Origin of the sequence: Streptomyces sp. NPDC001194 (genome assembly GCF_042896985.1) — a bacterium.
Lineage (GTDB): Bacteria > Actinomycetota > Actinomycetes > Streptomycetales > Streptomycetaceae > Streptomyces.
Genome location: NZ_JBIAXU010000017.1, coordinates 35,108 through 55,947, shown reverse-complemented (window position 1 = coordinate 55,947; position 20,840 = coordinate 35,108). Strand labels below are relative to the sequence as shown.

Here is a 20,840-nt window from a genome sequence, read left to right as displayed (position 1 = left end):
AGGCCCCCTTCTGACGTGCATGGGCGACCGTCAACCGTACGCGAAGCTGCGCCCGGTCCGCACGCCCGTTCCGGTGACCGGGCGAAGATCACTGTCCGGACGCCGTCCGGCCGCCACCCGGTACCTACCCGGGACGGGCCGCGAGCACCCTGCGCCGGTGCCGGGCGACCCGCTCGCGGTTGCCGCACAGCTCGCTGGAGCACCAGCGCCGCCGGTGCCCGCGCGAAGTGTCCAGGTAGACGCGGGTGCAGCCGTCCCCTTCGCAGGAGCGCAGCAGGTCCCGTTCGCCGGGATCGGTGAGCAGTTCCACGGCGTCGCGGGCCACGGCGGCGAGCAGCGCACCGCATTCCACACCGCCGCACAACTCCCGTACGAGGTGACCCTCTTGGTCTTGTACGGCACACAGTCCCGGGGGTGGACCGGCGGCCAGCGCGTTGACCCGGGCCAGCGCGCCCTCGTCGGGACCGGCCCCGGCGAGCTCGGCCCGTACGAGGCTCCCCACGTCGCGGCGCAGCGCCCGGAAGGCCTCCACCCAGTCGGGGCCCACCCGGGCGATCGGCGTCCGGTCGGGCACGAGCCCGGCTCCGGCCAGCCACAACCTCAGCTCGTCGCCGTCTCGGATCTCCTCGGCGCCCGCGGGGGCGGCGAAGGTGGCCACCAGGTCCAGGCACACCCGCCCGGAGTCGAACCACATGCCCGTCACCGCCTCTTGTCTGGGGGTGCGCGTGCCTCTCAGAGTGCCGGGCGCCGGGGCGATGCGGAACCCCCCGTACGGGGGCTCCCCCGGAAGACGCCCCCTAGAGCGGCGGGTCGTCGTGCAGGAGGCGCTGGAAGAGGCGGTGGTCGCGCCAGGCGCCGTTGATGTGCAGGTAGCGGGGGGCGAGTCCGTACTGCTCGAACCCGGCCTTGGCCAGGACCCGCTGGGAGGCCAGGTTGTCGACCAGGGTTCCGGCCTCGACGCGGTGCAGCCCGTACGTGTCGCGGGCGATCCGGCAGACCTCCAGGGCGGCGGCGGTGGCCAGCCCCTTGCCGTGCCAGGCCCGGTCGACCCAGTAGCCGATGCCGCCGCTGCGGAAGGGGCCGAGGACGATGCTGCCGAGGTTGATCATCCCGACGGGCGTACCGGAGCCGGCCTCGACGAGCACGTACGAGGCGGCGCGCCCGGCGTCGCGCTCGGCGAGCAGCGCCTCGATCCGTGCGGCCTGCCCCGCCTCGGTGAAGAACACCTCGGACCGCCACGGCTCGAAGGGCGCCATGAAGTCCCGGTTCCGCGCCAGCGTGTCGGCCAGCCCGGCGGCGTCCCCGGCCTCGACGCCCCGCATCCGCACCCCGTCAATGATCACCAGGGCACGCTAGCCAACCCCGGCCGTCACATCCAGCCCCGCCGGCGGGCGGTCATTCCACCGGCGCGCACTCACCCGCGTCCAGCGCCAGCCGGTACCCCCTCTTCACCACCGTCTGGATCAGGTTCGGCACCCCCAGCGCGCCCCGCAGCCGGGCCATCGCCGTCTCCACGGCGTGCTCGTCCCGCCCCGCCCCCGGCAGCGCCCGCAGCAGGTCCGCCCGCCCCACGACCCACCCCGGCCGCCGGGCCAGCGCCCGCAGCAGCGCCATCCCCGCGGGCGGCACCGTCCGCAGCTCCGCGTCCAGCAGCACCGCGTGGCCCCGGATCTCCACCCGGTGCCCCGCGACCGGCAGCACCCGCGCCCGCCCCGGCAGCTCCTGGCACAGCAGCTGCACCAGCGGCCCCAGCCGGAACCGCTCCGGCTGCACCGTGTCCACCCCGTGCGCCTGGAGCGGCAGCGCCGTCACCGGCCCCACGCACGCCGACAGCACGTCCCCCCGCAGCGCCGCGAGCACCGCGCCGTCCACCCCCCGCTCCCGCGCCCGCGCCAGCAGCGACGCCGCCGCCGGAGCCGAGGTGAAGCTCACCGCGTCGATCGCGCCGGCGCCGGCGGCCACCGCGTCCAGCAGCCGGTCCATCGGCGCGAGGTCCTCCGGCGCCATCCAGCGGTACACCGGGACCACGACCACCTCGGCCCCTCCGGCCCGCAGCGCCTCGACGAACCCGGGCAGCGGCTCCCCGTGCAGCTGCAGCGCGATGCGCCGCCCGGCGACTCCGGCGGCCAGCATGCGGTCGAGCACCTCCGCGAGGGATTCCGACTGCGGGGACCACGTCTCCACCAGAGCGGCGGCCCGGACGGCCCCCTTCACCTTCGGTCCGCGCGCCAGCAGTTCGGTGGCCCGCAGCCGCGCCAGCAGCTCCTCGCCGATCCCCCACCCGTCGGCGGCCTCGATCCACCCGCGGAATCCGATCGCGGTGGTGGCGACGACCGTGTCCGGCGGGCAGGCGATCAATTCCTTCGTGGCGGCGAGCAGTTCGCTGTCGTCGGCCAGCGGCACGATCCGCAGGGCCGGGGCGTGCACGACGGTGGCCCCCCGCCGGCGCAGCAGCGCGATCAGCTCGTCCGCCCGCCGGGCCGCGGTGACCCCCACGGTGAATCCCGCGAGCGGGCCCGCCGCGGGGGCGGGCGTCGGGGTGGCGACTGTGCGGGTGTCGTCCATGGTGACCTGCCTTGCCCAGTGGGTCGTCATCACGTCGCGCGATCACATGTCGCGGGAACGGAACCGAGCTTGTCAACGCGGCGTGTCAGGCTCGGTTCCGCCGTATTTCGTGTCCGTAAACCGCCGTTACACCGATGTGAGCTGCGGCTTCGCCTCGGCCCCGGCCGCCGGGAGCACCGCGGGGGCGGGCCGGCGAAGGTATACCGCCCACGTCACCGCGCAGCACGCCGCGTAGAAGCCGAGGAAGGTGACGAAGGCGGCCGTCCCGGACCCGGAGGTCGAGAACGCCTCCCGGAAGGCCAGGTTGATGCCGAGGCCGCCGAGTGCGCCGACCGCGCCGATGAGTCCCATGGCGGCCCCGGACAGCCGGCGCCCGTACGCGGCCGCCGCCTCGGCGCCCATGCCCCGCGCCAGTGCCTTGGCCCGGAAGATGCCCGGGATCATCTTGTACGTGGAGCCGTTCCCGAGCCCGCTGAGCACGAACAGCGCCACGAACCCTACGAGGAAGACGGGCAGCGACTCCTCGCCCGAGGCGTAGACGACGATCCCCGTCGCGGCGGCCATGGCGACGAACGTCGCGAGGGTGATCCGGGCGCCCCCGAACCGGTCGGCGAGGGCGCCGCCCACGGGCCGGATCAGCGAGCCGAGCAGCGGCCCGACGAAGGTGAGCGAGGCGGCCTGCAGCGGGGTACGGCCGAACTGCGTCTGGAGGACGAGCCCGAAGGCGAAGCTGTAGCCGATGAAGGACCCGAAGGTGCCGATGTAGAGGAAGGCCATGATCCAGGTGTGGGCGTCCCGGACCGCCTCGCGGACGGCCCCCGTGTCGCTCCGCACGGGCGCCAGGTTGTCCATCCGCAGCAGGGCCAGCGCCGCCGCGGCCACGATCAGCGGCAGGTAGACGGCCAGCAGCAGCCTCGGGTGCCCGGCCCCGGCGGTCCCGATGACCAGCAGGGCGACGAGCTGCACCACGGGCACGCCGATGTTCCCGCCGCCCGCGTTCAGGCCGAGCGCCCAGCCCTTCTTGCGCAGCGGGAAGAAGGCGTTGATGTTGGTCATGGAGGAGGCGAAGTTGCCGCCGCCCACGCCGGTCAGCGCGGCGACCGCCAGGAAGGTCCCGTACGAGGTCCCCGGCTCCATGACGACCAGCGCGGCCCCGGTCGGGGCGAGCAGCAGCAGGGCGCTGACGACGGTCCAGTTGCGGCCGCCGAAGCGGGCGACGGCGAAGGTGTACGGCACCCGGACGAGGGCGCCCACGAAGGTGGCCGTCCCGATGAGGAAGAACTTCCCGGCCGGGTCGATCCCGTAGGCGGGGCCCATGAAGAGCACCATCACCGACCACAGGGTCCAGATGGAGAACCCGATGTGCTCGGAGAGCACCGAGTAGAGCAGGTTCCGGCGGGCGATGCGCTCCCCGGACTCCTTCCAGAAGGTCTCGTCCTCGGGTTCCCACCGCTCGATCCAGCGGCCCCCCTTGCGCGGTGCGGTCGTACCGGTCATCACACGCCTCCACAGCTCTCGCGTCCGTGGTGACGACCGTAGGAACGGCGCGTTTCGGCCCCGGTCCCCGCGGGATGACCGGTGGGAAACCTTGCACTCACCCGCCGCCGGAGCCGCCTGTGAGCGCGGCGGGGCGCCAGCTCGCCGGGGGCACCTCCAGCCAGCCGTGTCCGGCGGCGAGGAGGTCCGCGGCCCGGTGCAGCGCGTCGAGCCCGGGGTGGCTGAAACCCTTGCGCCACACCATCGACAGCGGGGACAGCGGTACCGGGTCGACCAGCGGCCGCTTCACGGACCCGGGCAGGTCGAGGAAGTCCACGGTGACCAGGACCGGGTTGCGCGTCTTGGCCATGACCCGGCCGAACTCGTCCTTCCCCATGGCCACGGGCGCGGGCGGCGCGAGCGCGATCCCGCGCCCCTCCAGCAGCTCGCGGGCGAGCCCGGTCCACTCCAGGGTCCGCGGATTGCCGGCCCCGGCGTACACGCTCTCCCCGGCCAGCGCGTCCAGCGGTACGTCGGCCCGCGCGGCCAGCGGGTGCCCGTCGGGGAGCAGCACCGCGAGCGGCTCGTACCGCACGGGCCGGTGCGCGAGGCGGGCCCGCAGCCCCGGATCCAGGCCGTCGGCGTACCCGAAGGACACGTCGAGGCGCCCGGCGGCGACCTCGGCCGCGGCGTACGTCAGCCCGCTCTCGAAGCGGGCCATCAGCTCGCAGTCCGGGGCCAGTTCGCGGGCCCGCTCCAGGACGGTGCGGGCGGTGCTCGGCCCGTCGGTGTTGAGGTCGACGAGCAGCGCCCTGGGGCCGGCGAAGGCGGCGGCGAGCGCCTCGTGCGCGGCCAGCACCCGCCGGGCCAGGGGCAGCAGCCGCTCCCCGTCGGCGGTCAGCTCGACGGCGCGGGTGGTCCGTACGAACAGTGCCGCGCCCAGGGCGGTTTCCAGCCGCCGCACGTCGCGGCTCAGTGCCTGCTGGGCGACGTACAGGCGGGCGGCGGCGCGGGTGAAGTGCAACTCCTCGGCCACGGCGACGAACCCGCGCAGCAGCCGGGGTTCCACATCACGGGGTATCACGCAGGGAGACTAACAACGGAACCGGGTGAATGACTCCTGAACAGGTGTTGGACGCCCGGGGGCGGCGCGCCGGAGCCTTGGACCATGCCGCCGCTGATGACCGTGACGGGCTCGACGCTCGTGATAGCCCCCGCCCCGCACCACCACCGCCGCCCCCGCGCACAGGGCCCGTACGCCCGCCTCTTCTCGCATCCCGGGACCCGGGCCTTCACGGCCGGGAACCTGCTGGCGCGCCTCCCCATGGGCATGTTCGGCATCAGTGCGGTCATGATGATCGCCGGCCAGCGCGGCTCGTACGCCCTCGCCGGCGCCGTCACCGCCACCGGGATGGCCGCCACCGCACTGGTCGCGCCGTGGACCGCCCGCCTCGTCGACCGGTACGGCCAGGCCCGGATCGCCGTCCCGGCGACGCTGGTCGCGGTGCTCGGCTCGGTGGCGCTGGTCGTCTCCGTCCGCGCGCACGCCCCCGCCTGGACCCTGTTCGCCTCGTACGCCGCCACCGCGACCACTCCCAACATCGGCGGCATGTCGCGGGCCCGCTGGACCCACCTGCTGCGCGACTCCCCCGCCGCGCACCACACGGCGATGTCGTTCGAGCAGGCGGCCGACGAGCTCTGCTACATGCTCGGGCCGGTGGTGGCGGCGTTCCTCTGCTCGGCCGCCTTCCCGGAGGCGGGCACCCTCACGGCGGCCGCCCTGCTCCTGACGGGCATGCTCCTCTTCACCTCCCAGCGCAGCACGCAGCCCCCGGCATCGCCGCCGCGCGCCGGCGGGTCACCGCTGCGCACCCTGATGCCCGTACTGGCCCTCTTCGCCCCCCTGGGCCTGCTGTTCGGCTCGATGGAGGTGACGTCGATCGCCCACCTCGACGCCCGCGGCCTGGGCGCCGCCACCGGCCTGGTCCTGGCCCTCCAGGCGGCGGGCTCCTGCGCGGCCGGCCTGCTCTACGGCACCCTGCGCCCCCGGTCCCTGCGGACCTGCCTGATCACCCTGACCGCGGCCCTGACCCTCCCGTGGGCGGCGGCGGCCACCGGCTCCCTCCCCCTGCTGGCCGCCGCCCTCCTGCTGGCCGGCATGGCCACGGCCCCGACGATGGTCACGGCGATGTCCCGGGTGCACGCCCTCGCCCCCGAGGGCCGCCTCAACGAGTCGATGACCCTGGCGGTGACGGCCATCCTGACGGGCATAGCCCTGGGCGCGGCCGCGGCCGGCTCCCTGGTGGACCACCTGGGCCCCACGACCCCCTACGCCCTCCCGGCCGCGGCGGCCGCCCTGACGCTCCTGATCCACCGGACGGTACGACTTTCCGGTACGAGTCAGGTACCGTGAAGTGGTACCAAGACCGGAGGAGCGGACCATGTCCATAAGTGCCAGCGAAGCCAGGGCGACCCTGTTCCCGCTGATCGAGCGCGTCAACACCGACCACGCCCCGGTGCGCATCACCTCCAAGAACGGTGACGCCGTTCTGATGTCCGCCGACGACTACGACTCCTGGCAGGAGACCGTCTACCTGCTGCGCTCCCCCGCCAACGCCCAGCGGCTGATGGAAGCCGTCGCGCGCGACCGCGAGGGCGCGCCGTCGGTCGCCAAGAGCATGGACGAGCTGCGGCAACTGGCCGGAGGGGAGGAGTGAGGAGCGTCCACTTCGACCCGGCCGGGTGGGAGGACTTCCTGTTCTGGCTCTCCTCCGACCTGAAGACGGCCCGCCGGATCACCCGTCTGATCGGCGAGATCCAGCGCGACCCGTTCACCGGCATCGGCAAGCCCGAACCGCTGAAGGGCGGACTGTCCGGCTACTGGTCCCGCCGCATCGACGACGAACACCGCCTCGTGTACCGGGCGGACGAGAAGGAAGTGAAGGTGCTCAAGGCGCGCTACCGCTACTGACGCCGCGGACGCCCCGGGCATGACGAAGGCCCCGCAGCCTGGCGGCTGCGGGGCCTTCGCCCACATGGGATGAGTGGAGATGGCGGGAATCGAACCCGCGTCCAACGGTGCAGAAGCAGGGCTTCTCCGAGCGCAGTCCGCTGCGCTTTTCTCGGCCCCGGAGATCACACGGACAAGTCTCCGACGGGCTCAGTCACTGTTTGGTTTCCCTCCAACCCCCGTGACCGGGGCTAGAGGTTTAGATCCCTAATTGACGCCAGGATCCGGACCGGGACCACTTCCGGGCTGACGCTCCTCACAGAGGCTTCAGCTCACTGTTATTAGGCAGCGAGGGTGAAGCGGGAGTTATCGCTCTTGGAGTTGGCGATTATTTTTTGCGACATGTGGTTAGCGAGATCATTGCCGCTTCCTCGGCTCGCTTCCCCTGCATCGACATCCGCTGTCGAAACCGATCATCCCCATGTTTTGTTTACAAGCTGCTCCGACCCCGGAGGGGCGGTGCTGACGCCATGGTACGCGAAGTGGACCACGGGATGCCAGGAGATTACAGCTGACCGCGTTCCTTGCGCTTCACGGCCGAGATCACCCGGTTCGTCTCGCGCGTGTCCTGCTTCTCGCGCAGCGCCTGGCGCTTGTCGTACTCCTTCTTGCCCTTCGCCAGCGCGATCTCGACCTTCGCCCGGCCGTCCTTGAAGTACAGGGAGAGCGGCACGATCGTGTTGCCCGTCTCGCCGGTCTTCGAGTCCAGCTTGTCGATCTCCTCGCGGTGCAGCAGGAGCTTGCGCTTGCGGCGGGCGCTGTGGTTGGTCCAGGTGCCCTGGCTGTACTCCGGCACGTGCACGTTGTAGAGCCAGGCCTCGCCGCTCTCCACCGACACGAACCCGTCCACCAGCGAGGCCCGGCCCTGGCGCAGGGACTTGACCTCGGTACCCGTGAGCACGAGGCCGCACTCGTAGGTGTCGATGATCGTGTAGTCGTGCCGCGCCTTCTTGTTCTGGGCGATCAGCTTGCGCCCTGTTTCCTTAGCCATAGTGCGGTCATTTTCGCACTACGGACCCACCCCGAGGCCACCCAATACCGTGCGGGCCCGCTCCTCGGCCCCGTCGCCCGCCGCCAGGTCGGGGGTGATGCCGCTGCCGTCGAGGCTGCGGCCCGCCGGGGTGCGGTACGTGCCCACCGTCAGCTCCGCCACCGAGCCGTCCGGGAGCGGCGTCGGCATCTGCACCGAGCCCTTGCCGAAGGTCCTGCTGCCCACCGCCACCGCGCGGCCGCGGTCCTGGAGGGCGCCCGTCACCAGCTCCGCCGCGCTCATCGTGCCGCCGTCGACCAGCGCCACCAGGGGCCTCGCGGTGTCCCCGCCCGGGCTCGCGTACAGGGCGCGCTGGGCCCCCCGTACGTCGTACGTGGCCACCAGCCCGCCGTCCAGGAAGGCCGAGGCGGCCGTCACGGCCTCGGTGACCAGGCCGCCCGGGTTGCCGCGCAGGTCGAGCATGAAGCCCGCGCCCGGTTTGGCCGCACGGACGGCGGCCCGGACCTGTTCGCCCGAGCCCCGGCTGAAGGAGGCGACCTTGATGACGGTGATCCCGCCCGGGAGCTCCCGTACGGTCACGGGCTCGGTGTGCAGCTGCTCGCGGCGCAGGGTCTCGGTGAGGTCGGCGCCGTCCCGGGTGAGGTGCAGGACGACCGGGGTGCCGGCGCCGCCGCGCAGCAGGGCGACCACGTCGCAGACGCGCAGTCCGGTGACGGCGTGGCCGTCGACGCTCAGCAGCCGGTCCCCGGCGCGCAGGCCGGACCGGTCCGCGGGACTGCCGGGCTGGACCTTCTCGACGGCGATGCGGTCGTCGCGGCGGCTCTCGATCCAGAGGCCGACACCGGTCCAGCGGCCGTCGAGGTCGTCGGTGAAGGCGGCGTACTCGCCCTGGTCGTAGACCATGCCCCAGCGGTCGCCGCTGCGGCTGACCACCTCCTCGGCGGCCTTCTTGCCGGATTTGCCCTCGGCGGCGGCTTCGGCCGCGGCGCGGGCGACGGCCTCGCGGTCGGCCGTTGCGGTTCCGGTCCCGCCCTCCCGGGGAGTCTCGGGTCCGGCCGCGGGGTTCTGCGTACCGGCGGCCGCTAACCCGGCGCCCGCGGCGCCGACGGCGTCCGCGCGGTCCCAGCAGCCGGTGCCCGCGGCCGCGCCCACGGCTGCGATGAAGGCCAACGTCAGAGCGGCCCCGCGACGCAGGTCGCGGGGCCGGAGACAGAAGGCGGGCAGTCCCGGCATGGCGCCGAGTCTAGGACAAGCCCCGTGGAGGCACGGCGGGTTGGGCGGACCTCACACGGGGCGCTTGTCACACCTTCAGGTACTTGCGCAATGCGATGAAGGCGGCCAGAGAGGGCATCAGCACCCCGATGACCAGCACCAACGGCAGCTTCGTCAACACGGAGTCCCAGCCGATGAAGTTGATCAGCTCCATCTTCGTGCGCAGCGAGGCGCCGTGGTCGATCACGAAGTACTGGCCGGCGCCGAGCATGGCGCAGGCGAACACGGCGCCGATGAGCCCCGCGAAGGCGGCCTCCATGATGAACGGCACCTGGATGTAGAAGCTGGAGGCGCCCACGAGCCGCATGATCCCCGTCTCCCGCCGCCGGCTGAAGGCGGAGACGCGCACGGTGTTGACGATCAGCAGCAGGGCCACGATCAGCATGATGAGCATGATGCCGAGGGCGGCCCAGTTGAGGTAGCCGAGCATCGTGAAGAGGTTGTCGAGCTCGGTGTGCTGGTCGGCGACGGACTGGACGCCGTCGCGGCCGGCGAAGGCGGTCGTGATGACCTTGTACTTCTCGGGCTGCTTGAGCTTCACCCGGAAGGAGTCGGGCATCTGGTCCGGGGTGATCACCGAGGCGAGCGCGGTGTGCCCGAAGCGCTCCTTGTAGTGCTTGTAGGCCTCGTCGGAGGACTCGTAGTGGACCGTCTCGACGAGGTCCATCTTCTTCAGGTCGGTCTCGATCTGCTGCTTCTGCTCGGGAGTGACCGCACCCTTGGCGCAGGCCTTGCTCCCGCTCTCGCCGTTGTCCTCCGCGTCGCTCTTGTTGCAGAGGTAGATCGAGACGTTGACCTTGTCGTACCAGTAGCCCTTCATCTTGCTCACCTGGTCGCGCATGAGCAGGGAACCGCCGAACAGGGCCAGCGACAGGGCCACGGAGATGATGACCGCGAAGGTCATGGTGAGATTGCGGCGGAGGCCGACGCCGATCTCCGACATGACGAACTGGGCGCGCATGACGTCTCAAGGGCCTTTCAGTGCTGGTAGCCGTAGACGCCGCGCGACTGGTCGCGCACGAGTCGGCCCTGTTCGAGTTCGATGACGCGCTTGCGCATCTGGTCCACGATCTGCTGGTCGTGCGTGGCCATGATCACGGTGGTGCCGGTCCGGTTGATCCGGTCCAGCAGCTTCATGATGCCGACCGAGGTCTGCGGGTCGAGGTTGCCGGTGGGCTCGTCCGCGATGAGGAGGGCCGGGCGGTTGACGAAGGCGCGGGCGATGGCCACGCGCTGCTGCTCACCGCCGGAGAGCTCGCCGGGCATGCGGTCCTCCTTGCCGCCGAGGCCCACGAGCTCCAAGACCTGCGGGACGGCCTTGCGGATCTCACCCCTCGGCTTGCCGATGACCTCTTGGGCGAAGGCGACGTTCTCGGCCACCGTCTTGTTGGGGAGCAGGCGGAAGTCCTGGAACACGGTCCCCAGCTGGCGCCGCATCTGCGGGACCTTCCAGTTGGAGAGCTTGGCGAGGTCCTTGCCGAGGACGTGGACCTGGCCGTGGCTCGCCCGCTCCTCGCGCAGCACCAGCCGCAGGAAGGTGGACTTGCCGGAGCCGGAGGAGCCGACCAGGAAGACGAACTCGCCCTTCGCGATGTCCAGGGAGACATCTCTGAGTGCGGGGCGGTTCTGCTTCGGGTAGGACTTGGAGACGTTGTCGAATCGGATCACGGGTGCACCACGGTCGCCGGGAGTAGGTGTGCGGAGTCGGTGTGCGTGACCATACGCGAACGGGCGGGGGGTGGGGGCCCGGCGTCCGGAGTTGCCCGATATATCCCCTGGTCCGGGAGGGATCGGCCCGGGACGGTCCGTGATTGCCCGGACGGGCCGCGCCGAATGTCGCCGGAGCTGGCACAGTGGTAGGGGAACGGAGTCGTTCCTTCAGGCGTTGTTCACGTTGTTCGTTGTTCAAGGGGACGAGAGGAGGAGAGCGCATGACGTATGACCGGCTCGTGTGCGCGAACTGCGCCGCACCCGTCAGCCAGGGACGCTGCCCGGTGTGCCGGGCGAACCGGGAGCGCCTCCAGCAGCAGGAGGGCCCCTTCGGCGGCCTGAACCCGATGACGCTCATCGTGCTCCTGGTGGTCCTCGTCGCGGCCCTGGCCCTCGTGGCCCAGCAGACGGTCTAGCACGGCGCAGCCCCCTCGCCGCGTCCCGATCACCGACGCGGACGGCAGACGGCAGAAGGGCCCGGACACCTCAGGTGTCCGGGCCCTTCGCGCGCGTCCGGTTCTCGCTACGCGGTCTGCTCCTGCTGCTTGCGCCAGCGGATGCCGGCCTCGAGGAAGCCGTCGATCTCGCCGTCGAGCACCGCCTGCGGGTTGCCGACCTCGAACTCCGTCCGCAGGTCCTTGACCATCTGGTACGGGTGCAGGACGTACGAGCGCATCTGGTTGCCCCAGGAGCTTCCGCCGTCCTTGAGGGCGTCCATCTTGTCCTTCTCCTCCTGGCGGCGCCGCTCCAGCAGCTTGGCCTGGAGCACGTTCATCGCGCTGGCCTTGTTCTGGATCTGCGAGCGCTCGTTCTGGCAGGAGACGACGATGCCGGTCGGGATGTGCGTGATGCGCACCGCCGAGTCGGTCGTGTTGACGCCCTGACCGCCGGGGCCGGAGGCGCGGTACACGTCCACGCGCAGCTCGGCCTCGTCGATCTCGACGTGGTCGCTGGTCTCGACGACCGGCAGCACCTCGACGCCCGCGAAGGACGTCTGGCGGCGGCCCTGGTTGTCGAAGGGCGAGATGCGCACGAGGCGGTGGGTGCCCTGCTCGACCGAGAGGGTGCCGTAGGCGTACGGGGCCTTGACGACGAAGGTGGTCGACTTGATGCCGGCCTCTTCCGCGTACGAGGTCTCGTAGATCTCGGTGGGGTAGCCGTGGCGCTCGGCCCAGCGCAGGTACATGCGCTGCAGGCGCTCGGCGAAGTCGGAGGCGTCGACGCCGCCGGCCTCGGCGCGGATGTTGACCAGCGCCTCGCGCTCGGCGTACTCGCCGGAGAGCAGGGTGCGGACCTCCATCTCGTCCAGCGCCTTGCGCACGGAGACCAGCTCGGTCTCCGCCTCCGCGAGGGTGTCCGCGTCGTCCATCTCCTGGGCGAGGTCGAACAGCACCGCGAGGTCGTCGATGCGGCCGCGAAGGGTCTCGGTCTTGCGGACCTCGGCCTGGAGGTGCGAAAGCTTGCTCGTGATCTTCTGAGCGGCCTCCGGGTCGTCCCACAGGGACGGCGCGGCGGCCTGCTCCTCGAGCACGGCGATTTCTGCCCTCAGCTTGTCGAGGTCCAGGACGGCCTCGATCGACCCCATGGTCGAGGAGAGGGACTTCAGCTCTTCGGAAACATCGACGACTGCCACGGGTCCAGCGTAGCCGGTCCGCGGACGGCGCTGTCCGGCCAGGCCGGATCACCCGTTCTGATGAACGCGGGAACGGGCGTACGCTCACGGTATGAATCTGCTCCTCGTCAAGCGCCGCCATGTGGACCACATGCGTGTCACGACGACGAGCTGTCTGCCGCCGGACCATCCCCAAGCCTGATCCACCCCGATCCGACTTGGTCCTGTACGCGGCCCAAGCGGCTCCGGCTCCATCCCTGCCGGCGGCCCTCCCCATCCGCTGCCCCGACACCTCTGGGGAACAGGACCCCGTGACATCCGAAACGGAGACGTCATGCCGTCCGCGCACACCGATCTTCCCGCCGATTCCGCAGTTCCGGCCCTCCCCGTCATCGACCTGTCCCAGGCCGACGACCCGGCCCAGCGGCCCGACTTCCTGAAGAAGCTGCACGCCGTGGCCCGGGACACCGGCTTCCTGTACCTCACCGGGCACGGGATCACCCCGTCGGAAACCGCCCGCATCCTCGAGCTGACCAGGGCTTTCTTCGCACTTCCGGAAGCCGACCGGCTCGCCGTGAGCAATCTGAACTCGCCGCACTTCCGCGGGTACACCCGCATCGGGCACGAGCTGACCGGCGGGGCCTCCGACTGGCGCGACCAGCTGGACGTCGGCGCCGAGCGGCCGGCGCCGGAGCTGGGGCCGGACGACCCGGCGTACCTGTGGCTGGAGGGGCCGAACCAGTGGCCGCAGGCGCTGCCGGAGCTGCGGCCGGTGGTGCTGGAGTGGCAGGCCCGGCTGGCGGCGGTGGCGCACCGGCTGCTGCGGGAGCTGCTGACCGCGATCGGGGCGCCGTCCGACTTCTTCGACGAGGCGTTCGCGGACCGGCCGCACCTGCACACGAAGCTGATCCGCTACCCGGGATCCGCCCCGTCCGGGGCCGGGCAGGGGGTCGGGGCCCACAAGGACTACGGGTTCCTGACGCTGCTGCTGCAGGACGGCGTGGGCGGGCTGCAGGTACGGCAGGGCGACGGGTTCCTGGACATCCCGCCGCTGCCGGGGGCGTTCGTGGTCAACCTGGGCGAGCTGCTGGAGATCGCGACGGAGGGGTACCTGGTGGCCACGGACCACCGGGTGGTCAGCCCGCCCGGGGCGGTGGAGCGGTACTCGGTGCCGTTCTTCTACAACCCGCGGCTGGACGCGGTGATCGAGACGGTGCCGGGCGAGTACCTGCGGTCGGCGCCGGGCGTCGCGCACGACGCGACGAACCCGCTGCACGCGGAGTACGGCCGCAACGAGCTCAAGGGCTGGACCCGGGCCCACCCGGCGGTGGCCCGCCGCTGGCACCCGGAACTCATCGACGCGTAACCGGCCGGCCCCCGGGCCCCGCACCCGGCTCCCGCCCGCACCCGGCTCCGGCTACGGCCGGGCCGGGGTGGAGTGCTTCGTGTCCCGCGGCGGCGGCTCGTCGCCGGAGGCGGCCAGCCAGGTGCCCACGCCGAGCGCGGCGGCCAGCGCCACGGCCCCGGCCGTCAGGGCCAGGCGCCGCTTGCGGGCCGTCTCCGCCCGGTGGCGGGCCGATCCCGGGCGGTGGCCGCCCGCGGGGCGCGGGACCCGCGCCGTGCCCAGCGCGCCCCCTGCCAGCTCGTCCGGTCCCGGAACCCGCATCGAGGTGTGCGTGTCCCGGTTCGAGTCGGTCGCCGACCCGGGCACCAGCGGGACCACGCCCCGCCGGCGGACCGGCCCGTCGGCTTCCATCGGCTCCGCCGGCTCCGGATCCGGGTCGGGTTCGTACGGCTCGTCCACGTCCAGCGGCGGCATCCCCGCCAGGAGGGGGAGCAGGTCGCGCAGCCGGAGCGAGAGCTCCGAGGCCCTCAGCCGCGAGGCCGGCGCCTTCGCCAGGCACTGCACGATCAGCTGCCACAGCTCGTCCGGGATCCCGGGGAGCGGGACCACCGTCTCCGTCACGTGCCGGCGCAGAACCGCGCCCGGGTGGCCCCCGCCGAACGGGGTGAAGCCCGCCAGCAGCTCGTACAAGACCGTGGCCAGGGCGTATATGTCCACGGCCGCCCTGGGCGGCAGGCCCTCCACGATCTCCGGAGCGAGGTAGTCCGGCGTGCCGATGATCCGGGTGGTCGGGGCCGAGGCCCGCGTACCCGGCGCCCCGGACGCCGCCCGCCGCGGCGAGTCGATCAGCTTGGCCACGCCGAAGTCGGTCAGCAGCGCCGGATGCGAGCCGCCGGGACCCAGCGGCCCCTGCATGTCCAGCAGGACGTTCTCGGGCTTCACGTCCCGGTGCACGACCCCCGCCGCGTGCGCCGCCGCCAGCGCGTCGGCGACGTCCGCGACGATCGCCACGGCCGCCTCGGGGGCGAGCCGCCGCTCCCGGTCCAGGCGCGTGCGCAGGTCCGTACCGCGTACGAGGTCCATGACCAGGGCGAGGTCGTTGCCGTCGACGACGAGGTCGCGGACGGAGACGATGTGCGGGTGGTCCAGGCCGAGCAGCGCACTGCGCTCCTGGACGAAGCGTCCGACGAGCTCCTGGTCGGACGCGAGGTCCTCGCGCAGCAGTTTGACGGCGACGGGCCCGTCAGGCCCCTCGCCCAGCCACACCGTGCCCGCGCTGCCGCGCCCCAGGATCTGGTGCGCGGTGTACCGGCTGCCGATCTTCCGTGCCACGACTGCTCCCTCAGCGGCTGGCGTACGCACCAAAGCTACGCGGCCGGATGGGGGTTGAACGCCCCGGAACACGGCGACCTTCACTTCTGGGGGCGAAATCACGTCCCGGAAGTCGACAAATCCACAACCCAGTCCCCGAAGTCGGCGCTACGGGGCTCCGGTTCAGGGCGTACCGCCGCCCGAACCGCTGCTTCCGGCCGAATCGCCGAGCGCCGTGACCCAGTCGACGATGTCGGAGCCCCAGGTCCACAGCTGGTCCCACCAGCCCTTGCCGGTGCCCACCCACTCCTGGAGCGGGGTGAGCTCCCAGACCAGCCAGCCCGCCACCACGAACAGCAGGATCATCACCAGACAGCCCTTGAGGCAGCCCAGGCCCGGGATCTTGACCGGGTTGGCGCTGCGGGGGCGCGGCTCGCGCGGCTCCCGGGGCGCGCGCGGCGGCGGAGCCTGCGGGGGCTGCTGCTGCGGCGGCGCCTGCCGCTGCGGCTGGGGCTGCCGCTGGGGCTGCTGCTGGTACGGGGCCTGCTGCGGCTGCTGGTACTGCTGGGGCGGCGGCTGCTGCTGGTAGTACGGCTGCTGCGGGGGCTGCTGGTACTGCGGCTGCTGCTGGTACTGCTGAGGCGGCGGGCCCTGGCGGTACTGCGGGGGCTGCTGGGGCCGCTGCTGCGGCGGCGGGGGCGCCTGCCGCTGCGGGCGCCGGCGCAGGGGGTCCTCGCTCGGGTCGAGGTACTGCATCTGCGTCTGCTCGTTGCGGTCGCGCACGGCCCGCATCTGCGACTGCCACGGGTGCGGTGCGTCCGGCTGCTGCACCGGCGGCATCACCGAGGTCGGGTCCGCGCCGGGACCGCCCGGACCGCCCGTGGCGGGCAGCACCGAGGTGGCGTCGGCCGCGCCGACCGGCGGGAGCACGCTGGTCATGCCGTTCGGGTCGTACGCGCCCATCGGCGGAGCGGCGGCGGCACGGCTCGGCAGCACCTGGGTCGGGTCGGCGGCGCCGCCGGCTCCCGGCGTCTCGGGGACCGGCGCCGGCGAGGGGTCGGGCGCGAGCAGCGCGCCGACGCCGAGGGCGGCCTCCACCTCGGAGGGGGCGCTGTGCACGCCGATGCCGGAGGCGACCACGCGCAGCCCGCGGGCCAGGTTCTCGGCGCTGGGGCGCTCGTTCGGCTCCTTGCGCAGGCAGCGCTCGATGACGATCCAGAGCGGCTCGGGCACGTTCGGCGGCCGCTGCGGGTCCTCGCTGAGGTGGCGGTGGAGGACTTCGAGGGCGGTGCCGCCGGCGAACGGCGGGCGCCCGGTGACCAGTTCGTAGAGCAGGATGCCGGCGCCGTAGATGTCGACGGCGGAGGTCTGCGGGCGGCCCTCGGCGGACTCGGGCGCGACGTACGCCGGGGTGCCGACGAACTCGTGCGTGCGCGTCAGGCCCGGGGAGTCGGCGAGGCGCGCGATGCCGAAGTCGGTGAGCATCGGCTTCATCTGGCCGCCGCGCTCGTCGAGCAGGACGTTGGCCGGCTTCAGGTCGCGGTGGACCACGCCGTCGGCGTGGCTGGCGGCGAGCGCGTCCGCGATCTGGGCGGTCAGCAGGCTCGCGGCGACCGGCGTGAAGGGCCCGTTCTGCCGGATGTACTTGTGCAGGTCCGGACCGTCGATCAGGTCCATGACCAGGGCGAGCAGATCGCCCTCGACGACGAGGTCGCGGGTGCGCACGATGTTGGGGTGCGTCAGGCGCAGCAGGACCGAGCGCTCGCGCAGGAAGCGCATCACGATGTCCGCGTCCTGGGCCAGCTCCTCCTTGAGGACCTTGATGGCCACGGTCTCGCCGGGCTGCCCGGCGACGGCTGCCTCCGCGCCGGCGGTCTCCCGCTGGCGGGCACGCCAGACGGTGCCCGTGGCGCCGCGTCCGAGCGGCTCCTCGAGCAGGTACTTGCTGCCGACTGGCCGCACGTCTCGCGCTCCCTGCTGTCGTCCTGCTGTGGTTCGTTTTCGTGCTTCTTTTTCCGGCCCACTCTAGGGGGTGTCGCCGGGGAAGACGCGGGCTGCCGGAGGATGGTTGCCGCACATTTGTACGAAGGGTGAGGTTTGAGGGGTATGCCAGGGGCGATTTTCCCCGGCCCGCCTCCGCTTTTCGGCCAGGCCCCACGCGCGGGCGTGTACGCGACACGCGCAGAGGTGTGATCATTCAAGATCATTTATTGCCGGGTGCCGGGCGTGTTGTCGGCGACAGGTGCGAGGATGCACCCGTACGGAACGGCCGGGACGGGAGCCCGCGTTCCGGGCAGACCTGACCGGACGACGCGCCGTGCCGGGTGGGGGGTTGATCGGGCAGCCGTGCCCGTCGTACCCCTGCCGGGCGCACGCACCGCGCACCGCGCAGAAGGGACCGCTGACGGCGATGCAGATCCGGCTGACCGTCCTTGGGTCGCGCAGCGGCCACCAGACCGCGCCCGCCGGCTGTGACGTGCTCGTCACCGCGCCCGTGGGCACCGCGCTCGCCGCCGTGGCCTCCGGGCTGGCGGCGACCGTCGGCGGGCCCGACACCGGCGGCACGGTCGTGCTGTACGCCGGTACGGAGCGGCTCGACCTCCAGCGGCGGGTGCTCGGGGAGCCGCCGCTGGTGGACGGGGCGGTGCTGGGGCTGCACGCCCCGGTGCCGGGTGTCCTGCCGGACGGGGACGTCCTGCCGGGCGGGACGGACGGCGCGCAGCTGCACGTGGTGGCGGGGCCGGACGCGGGCGGGGTGCACCTGCTGCACCCGGGGGCCATCCGGATCGGCCGCTCGGCCGACGCCGACGTCCCGCTGGACGATCCGGACGTGTCGCGGCTGCACTGCGCCGTGACGGTGATGCCCGGCGGCCGGGTGGCCGTGGCCGACCTGGACTCGACGAACGGCACGACCGTGGACGGCGCGGCGGTCGGCGCCCGGCCTGTGTCGCTGGCGCCGGGCGCGCTGCTGCGCATCGGGGAATCGACGCTCCGCCTGGCCGCCGACACCCCGGCCGCGCTCGAGGTGGTCGCGGACCTGGAGGGCCACCTGTCCCTCCCGGCCGGTCCGGCCGCGCCCGACGCCGCACCCGACGCCTCCGGCGCGGGGTGGAGCGGCTCAGGCGGCTCCGGCCGTGCGCCCGACGCGCCGCCCGGCGACGCGTGGACCGGCGCGGAGCACGGCTCCGACGGGCCCGGCCGGGGCGGCGGGGCCGGCAGCGGGCCCGGTGCGGCCGGCCCGCGGGGACCGTTCCCCCACCCCGACCACGACCGGGGCGAGCACCGCCCCGGGCTGCGCCCCGACCAGGCTCCGCCGTCCCGCCCCGGCGCCCCCGGCTCCGGGTGGGGCGGCGACGCCGCGTCCTCCCCGGGCCCGGTCCCCGCAGGCATGCGCATCGGGACGCCCGGCACCGGCCGCGCCACGGCCGAGCCCGGCTCCTCCGGCGGGACCTGGGGCGGCGCGGCCGGCGTCGGACAGCGGTCGCGGAAGCGGGGGCTCGGGGCCTGGGCCCGCAAGTGGGTCCGCGGAGAGGACCTCGACGAGGCCGGGGGCGTGGACGAAGCCGTCGCGGCCGCCGTGCCCGACGCCGACGATCCGGCCGCCCTGCTGCTCGCCGCGCTGGGGCCCACCCGGCGCCTGTGGTCCCGCGGCCGGGGCCGGCTCGACGTCGGACTCGGGGCCGGGAGCCGCGTCGCGCTCCAGGATGCCGGCGCGCTCGGCATCGCCGGGCCCCGCGCCCGGCTGACCGGGGTGGCCCGCTCCGTCGTCGCCCAGCTCGCCGCCCTGCACGGGCCCGCCGAGCTGGAGATCGTGCTCCTCGCCGCCGACCGCGCCCGCGGCCTTCCCGAGCGGCGCGCCGACTGGGGCTGGCTCGGCTGGCTGCCGCACGTACGGCCCGCGCACGGCCAGGACTGCCGGCTGCTCCTCGCGTACGACCGCGACCAGGCCGCCGCCCGCACCGCCGAGCTGACCCGCCGCCTCGACGAGAGCCCCCTCGGCCAGGCCCACCAGGGCCCGTACACGCTCCTCGTCGTCGACGGCGACCCCGGCGCCGCCGCACTGCGCGACATCACGGCCCGGCTCGCCCCGCACGGCCCGGCCGCCGGGATCCACCTCCTCGCGCTCGCCGAGACCCCGGCCGCCACCCCGGCCTCCCCGCTCACGGAGACGTACGAGGCCGCCTGCGCGAGCAGCCCCGCGTTCCGGACCTGCGGCGCCGCCGCCGTGCTCTGCGGCGATGTGGCCACCACCGTACGGACGTTCACGGTGACCGGCGGCAAGCCCTGGCCGCCCGGGACCACCGCCACCGCCGACGCCGTCTCCGCCGCCTGGGCCGAGCGCTTCGCCCGCGCCCTGGCCCCGCTGCGCGCCGAGCCCTCCCCCGCCGGGCCCCGCCCGGCCGTCGCCGCCGCGCTCCCGAACACCGCCCGGCTGCTCGACGAGTTGGGCCTGGCCCGGGCCACCCCGGCCTCCCTGATGGCCCGTTGGGCCGCCGCCACCGATCAGGGACAGGGCGTCGGCGGCCGCGCCGAGCTCGTGCTCGGCAGCGGCCGGCGCGGGCCGGTCGGCGCCGAACTGGTCCAGGACGGCCCGCACCTGCTCATCGAGGGGCCCGCGGGCAGCGGCCGTACGGAGCTGCTGCGCTCGGTGGCCGCCTCGCTCGCCGCGGCCGCCCGGCCCGACCGGCTCGGGCTGGTCCTCCTCGACGGGGCCGGCGGCGAGCGCGGCGACGGGCTCCAGCCCTGCACCGAGCTCCCCCACGTCTGCGCGCACCTGGTCGCCTCCGACCCCGTCCGCATGCGGGAGTTCGCCCAGGCCATCGGCGCCGAGCTGAAACGCCGGGCCGAGCTCCTGGACGGGGTCCCGTTCGCCGAGTGGCACGCCCGGCGGGAGGTCTCCGACCGGATGGTCACGCCCCGCCAGCCCAGCCCCGGAGAGCTCCTCGGCGACCTCGATCCCCAGCGCACCGGCACGCTCCGGCTGCGCGCCTCCGCCGTGCGCACCGACCCGGCCGGGCCGAGCCCGCTGCCCCGCCTGGTGGTACTGGTGGACGACTTCGACGCGCTGGTCGCGCCGGGGCTCGGCAGTACGGGCCGTCCCTCCGCCGGATCCGTCGTACGGGCGCTGGACGCGGTGGCCCGCGACGGCGCCCTGCTCGGGGTGCACCTGGTGGCCACCAGCGCCCGCCCCGACCGTACGGCCGACACCGAGCTGGCCCGGACGAATCCGCTCCGGATCGATCTGGACGCCCCCGACCAGCCGGGCCCCGGCCGCGGACGGCTGCGCTACGCGGACGGGCGCACGGTCCCCTTCCAGGGCGGCCGGGTGACCGGCCGGATCCCGCGGACGGCGACGCAGCGCCCGACGGTGGTGCCGGTGGAGTGGGAGCGGATGGGTGACCCCCCGGCCCGCCGGCCCGTGCGCGAGCTGGGCAACGGCCCCACCGACCTGGCCCTGCTGGCGAGCGCCCTGGACCGCGCCTCGCACCTGGTCTCGGCGATACCCGTGCTGTTCCCGCCCGCGCCCTGAGCCGTCCCGGAGCGCCGC

The 20,840-nt window shown here is 73.6% G+C and carries 18 protein-coding genes and 1 other RNA gene; 6 read left to right on the top strand and 13 right to left on the bottom strand.

Annotated features, from left to right (window positions below; genetic code table 11):
* Positions 1–124 precede the first annotated feature (124 nt).
* The 5 genes from ACFY1T_RS27460 to ACFY1T_RS27440 all read right to left on the bottom strand — a co-directional run bounded on the left by ACFY1T_RS27460 (position 125) and on the right by ACFY1T_RS27440 (position 5,125).
* Positions 125–694 carry an ABATE domain-containing protein gene (locus tag ACFY1T_RS27460; protein WP_030866630.1) on the bottom strand — a complete coding sequence of 190 codons (570 nt, stop codon included), beginning with the start codon at positions 692–694 and terminating at the stop codon, positions 125–127.
* A gap of 103 nt (positions 695–797) precedes the next feature.
* Positions 798–1,322 (bottom strand): GNAT family N-acetyltransferase, encoded by a 525-nt coding sequence (locus ACFY1T_RS27455; RefSeq protein WP_390790624.1) that lies wholly within the window; start codon positions 1,320–1,322, stop codon positions 798–800.
* 73 nt (positions 1,323–1,395) lie between these two features.
* Positions 1,396–2,565 (bottom strand): uroporphyrinogen-III synthase, encoded by a 1,170-nt coding sequence (locus tag ACFY1T_RS27450; RefSeq protein WP_390790538.1) that lies wholly within the window; start codon positions 2,563–2,565, stop codon positions 1,396–1,398.
* A gap of 126 nt (positions 2,566–2,691) precedes the next feature.
* The gene (locus tag ACFY1T_RS27445; RefSeq protein ID WP_390790537.1) at positions 2,692–4,062 is read right to left on the bottom strand and encodes a nitrate/nitrite transporter; all 1,371 of its coding nucleotides are present in this window, start codon (positions 4,060–4,062) and stop codon (positions 2,692–2,694) included.
* A gap of 97 nt (positions 4,063–4,159) precedes the next feature.
* Positions 4,160–5,125, bottom strand: a complete 966-nt coding sequence (locus ACFY1T_RS27440; protein WP_390790536.1) for a LysR family transcriptional regulator — start codon at positions 5,123–5,125, stop codon at positions 4,160–4,162.
* An 84-nt stretch (positions 5,126–5,209) separates the two neighbouring features.
* On the opposite strand from ACFY1T_RS27440, the gene ACFY1T_RS27435 reads away from it, so the two are divergent.
* From ACFY1T_RS27435 to ACFY1T_RS27425, 3 genes are read left to right on the top strand one after another with little or no spacing between them, the layout of a single operon-like run.
* Positions 5,210–6,454 carry an MFS transporter gene (locus tag ACFY1T_RS27435; RefSeq protein ID WP_390790535.1) on the top strand — a complete coding sequence of 415 codons (1,245 nt, stop codon included), beginning with the start codon at positions 5,210–5,212 and terminating at the stop codon, positions 6,452–6,454.
* Positions 6,455–6,482: 28 nt separating this feature from the next.
* Positions 6,483–6,758 (top strand): type II toxin-antitoxin system Phd/YefM family antitoxin, encoded by a 276-nt coding sequence (locus ACFY1T_RS27430; RefSeq protein ID WP_099891970.1) that lies wholly within the window; start codon positions 6,483–6,485, stop codon positions 6,756–6,758.
* Positions 6,755–7,012: a Txe/YoeB family addiction module toxin gene (locus tag ACFY1T_RS27425; protein WP_390790534.1), complete on the top strand. Its 258-nt coding sequence runs from the start codon at positions 6,755–6,757 to the stop codon at positions 7,010–7,012. The genes ACFY1T_RS27430 and ACFY1T_RS27425 overlap by 4 nt, the downstream gene beginning before the upstream one ends.
* Before the next feature lie 71 nt (positions 7,013–7,083).
* On the opposite strand, the gene ssrA is transcribed toward ACFY1T_RS27425, so the two are convergent.
* The 5 genes from ssrA to ftsE form a co-directional block, all read right to left on the bottom strand.
* Positions 7,084–7,472, bottom strand: a transfer-messenger RNA (tmRNA) gene (gene ssrA, locus ACFY1T_RS27420).
* An 84-nt stretch (positions 7,473–7,556) separates the two neighbouring features.
* Positions 7,557–8,042: an SsrA-binding protein SmpB gene (gene smpB / locus ACFY1T_RS27415; RefSeq protein ID WP_030866646.1), complete on the bottom strand. Its 486-nt coding sequence runs from the start codon at positions 8,040–8,042 to the stop codon at positions 7,557–7,559.
* A gap of 18 nt (positions 8,043–8,060) precedes the next feature.
* Positions 8,061–9,275 (bottom strand): S41 family peptidase, encoded by a 1,215-nt coding sequence (locus tag ACFY1T_RS27410; protein WP_390790533.1) that lies wholly within the window; start codon positions 9,273–9,275, stop codon positions 8,061–8,063.
* A 67-nt stretch (positions 9,276–9,342) separates the two neighbouring features.
* Positions 9,343–10,275, bottom strand: a complete 933-nt coding sequence (gene ftsX / locus ACFY1T_RS27405; protein ID WP_229339288.1) for a permease-like cell division protein FtsX — start codon at positions 10,273–10,275, stop codon at positions 9,343–9,345.
* 17 nt (positions 10,276–10,292) lie between these two features.
* Entirely contained in the window at positions 10,293–10,982 is a 690-nt protein-coding gene (gene ftsE, locus ACFY1T_RS27400; protein ID WP_030161344.1) for a cell division ATP-binding protein FtsE, read from the bottom strand.
* A 263-nt stretch (positions 10,983–11,245) separates the two neighbouring features.
* Between ftsE and ACFY1T_RS27395 the strand changes: the two genes are divergently transcribed.
* Positions 11,246–11,440, top strand: coding sequence for a hypothetical protein (locus ACFY1T_RS27395; protein WP_030866653.1), 195 nt, complete (start codon positions 11,246–11,248; stop codon positions 11,438–11,440).
* 107 nt (positions 11,441–11,547) lie between these two features.
* On the opposite strand, the gene prfB is transcribed toward ACFY1T_RS27395, so the two are convergent.
* On the bottom strand, positions 11,548–12,657 hold the full coding sequence (prfB, locus tag ACFY1T_RS27390) for a peptide chain release factor 2 (protein WP_030866654.1): 1,110 nt from the start codon (positions 12,655–12,657) through the stop codon (positions 11,548–11,550).
* 313 nt (positions 12,658–12,970) lie between these two features.
* Between prfB and ACFY1T_RS27385 the strand changes: the two genes are divergently transcribed.
* The gene (locus ACFY1T_RS27385; RefSeq protein ID WP_390790532.1) at positions 12,971–14,002 is read left to right on the top strand and encodes an isopenicillin N synthase family dioxygenase; all 1,032 of its coding nucleotides are present in this window, start codon (positions 12,971–12,973) and stop codon (positions 14,000–14,002) included.
* A 51-nt stretch (positions 14,003–14,053) separates the two neighbouring features.
* Here the strand turns inward: ACFY1T_RS27385 and ACFY1T_RS27380 are convergent, their stop codons facing one another.
* Both ACFY1T_RS27380 and ACFY1T_RS27375 read right to left on the bottom strand, forming a co-directional pair.
* Entirely contained in the window at positions 14,054–15,313 is a 1,260-nt protein-coding gene (locus ACFY1T_RS27380) for a serine/threonine-protein kinase (RefSeq protein ID WP_390790531.1), read from the bottom strand.
* A gap of 162 nt (positions 15,314–15,475) precedes the next feature.
* Complete coding sequence (locus tag ACFY1T_RS27375) at positions 15,476–17,254, bottom strand: serine/threonine-protein kinase (RefSeq protein WP_390790530.1); 1,779 nt, start codon at positions 17,252–17,254, stop codon at positions 15,476–15,478.
* Between the two features lie 448 nt (positions 17,255–17,702).
* Between ACFY1T_RS27375 and ACFY1T_RS27370 the strand changes: the two genes are divergently transcribed.
* Complete coding sequence (locus ACFY1T_RS27370) at positions 17,703–20,822, top strand: FHA domain-containing protein (protein ID WP_390790623.1); 3,120 nt, start codon at positions 17,703–17,705, stop codon at positions 20,820–20,822.
* Positions 20,823–20,840 lie beyond the last annotated feature (18 nt).

Bases quoted from the DNA above. Each gene is read 5' to 3' on its own strand.
- ACFY1T_RS27460 (WP_030866630.1), bottom strand. From the start codon at position 694: ATGTGGTTCGACTCCGGGCGGGTGTGCCTGGACCTGGTGGCCACCTTC.
- ACFY1T_RS27455 (WP_390790624.1), bottom strand. From the start codon at position 1,322: ATGCGGGGCGTCGAGGCCGGGGACGCCGCCGGGCTGGCCGACACGCTG.
- ACFY1T_RS27450 (WP_390790538.1), bottom strand. From the start codon at position 2,565: ATGGACGACACCCGCACAGTCGCCACCCCGACGCCCGCCCCCGCGGCG.
- ACFY1T_RS27445 (WP_390790537.1), bottom strand. From the start codon at position 4,062: ATGACCGGTACGACCGCACCGCGCAAGGGGGGCCGCTGGATCGAGCGG.
- ACFY1T_RS27435 (WP_390790535.1), top strand. From the start codon at position 5,210: ATGCCGCCGCTGATGACCGTGACGGGCTCGACGCTCGTGATAGCCCCC.
- ACFY1T_RS27430 (WP_099891970.1), top strand. From the start codon at position 6,483: ATGTCCATAAGTGCCAGCGAAGCCAGGGCGACCCTGTTCCCGCTGATC.
- smpB (WP_030866646.1), bottom strand. From the start codon at position 8,042: ATGGCTAAGGAAACAGGGCGCAAGCTGATCGCCCAGAACAAGAAGGCG.
- ACFY1T_RS27410 (WP_390790533.1), bottom strand. From the start codon at position 9,275: ATGCCGGGACTGCCCGCCTTCTGTCTCCGGCCCCGCGACCTGCGTCGC.
- ftsX (WP_229339288.1), bottom strand. From the start codon at position 10,275: ATGCGCGCCCAGTTCGTCATGTCGGAGATCGGCGTCGGCCTCCGCCGC.
- ACFY1T_RS27395 (WP_030866653.1), top strand. From the start codon at position 11,246: ATGACGTATGACCGGCTCGTGTGCGCGAACTGCGCCGCACCCGTCAGC.
- ACFY1T_RS27385 (WP_390790532.1), top strand. From the start codon at position 12,971: ATGCCGTCCGCGCACACCGATCTTCCCGCCGATTCCGCAGTTCCGGCC.
- ACFY1T_RS27370 (WP_390790623.1), top strand. From the start codon at position 17,703: ATGCAGATCCGGCTGACCGTCCTTGGGTCGCGCAGCGGCCACCAGACC.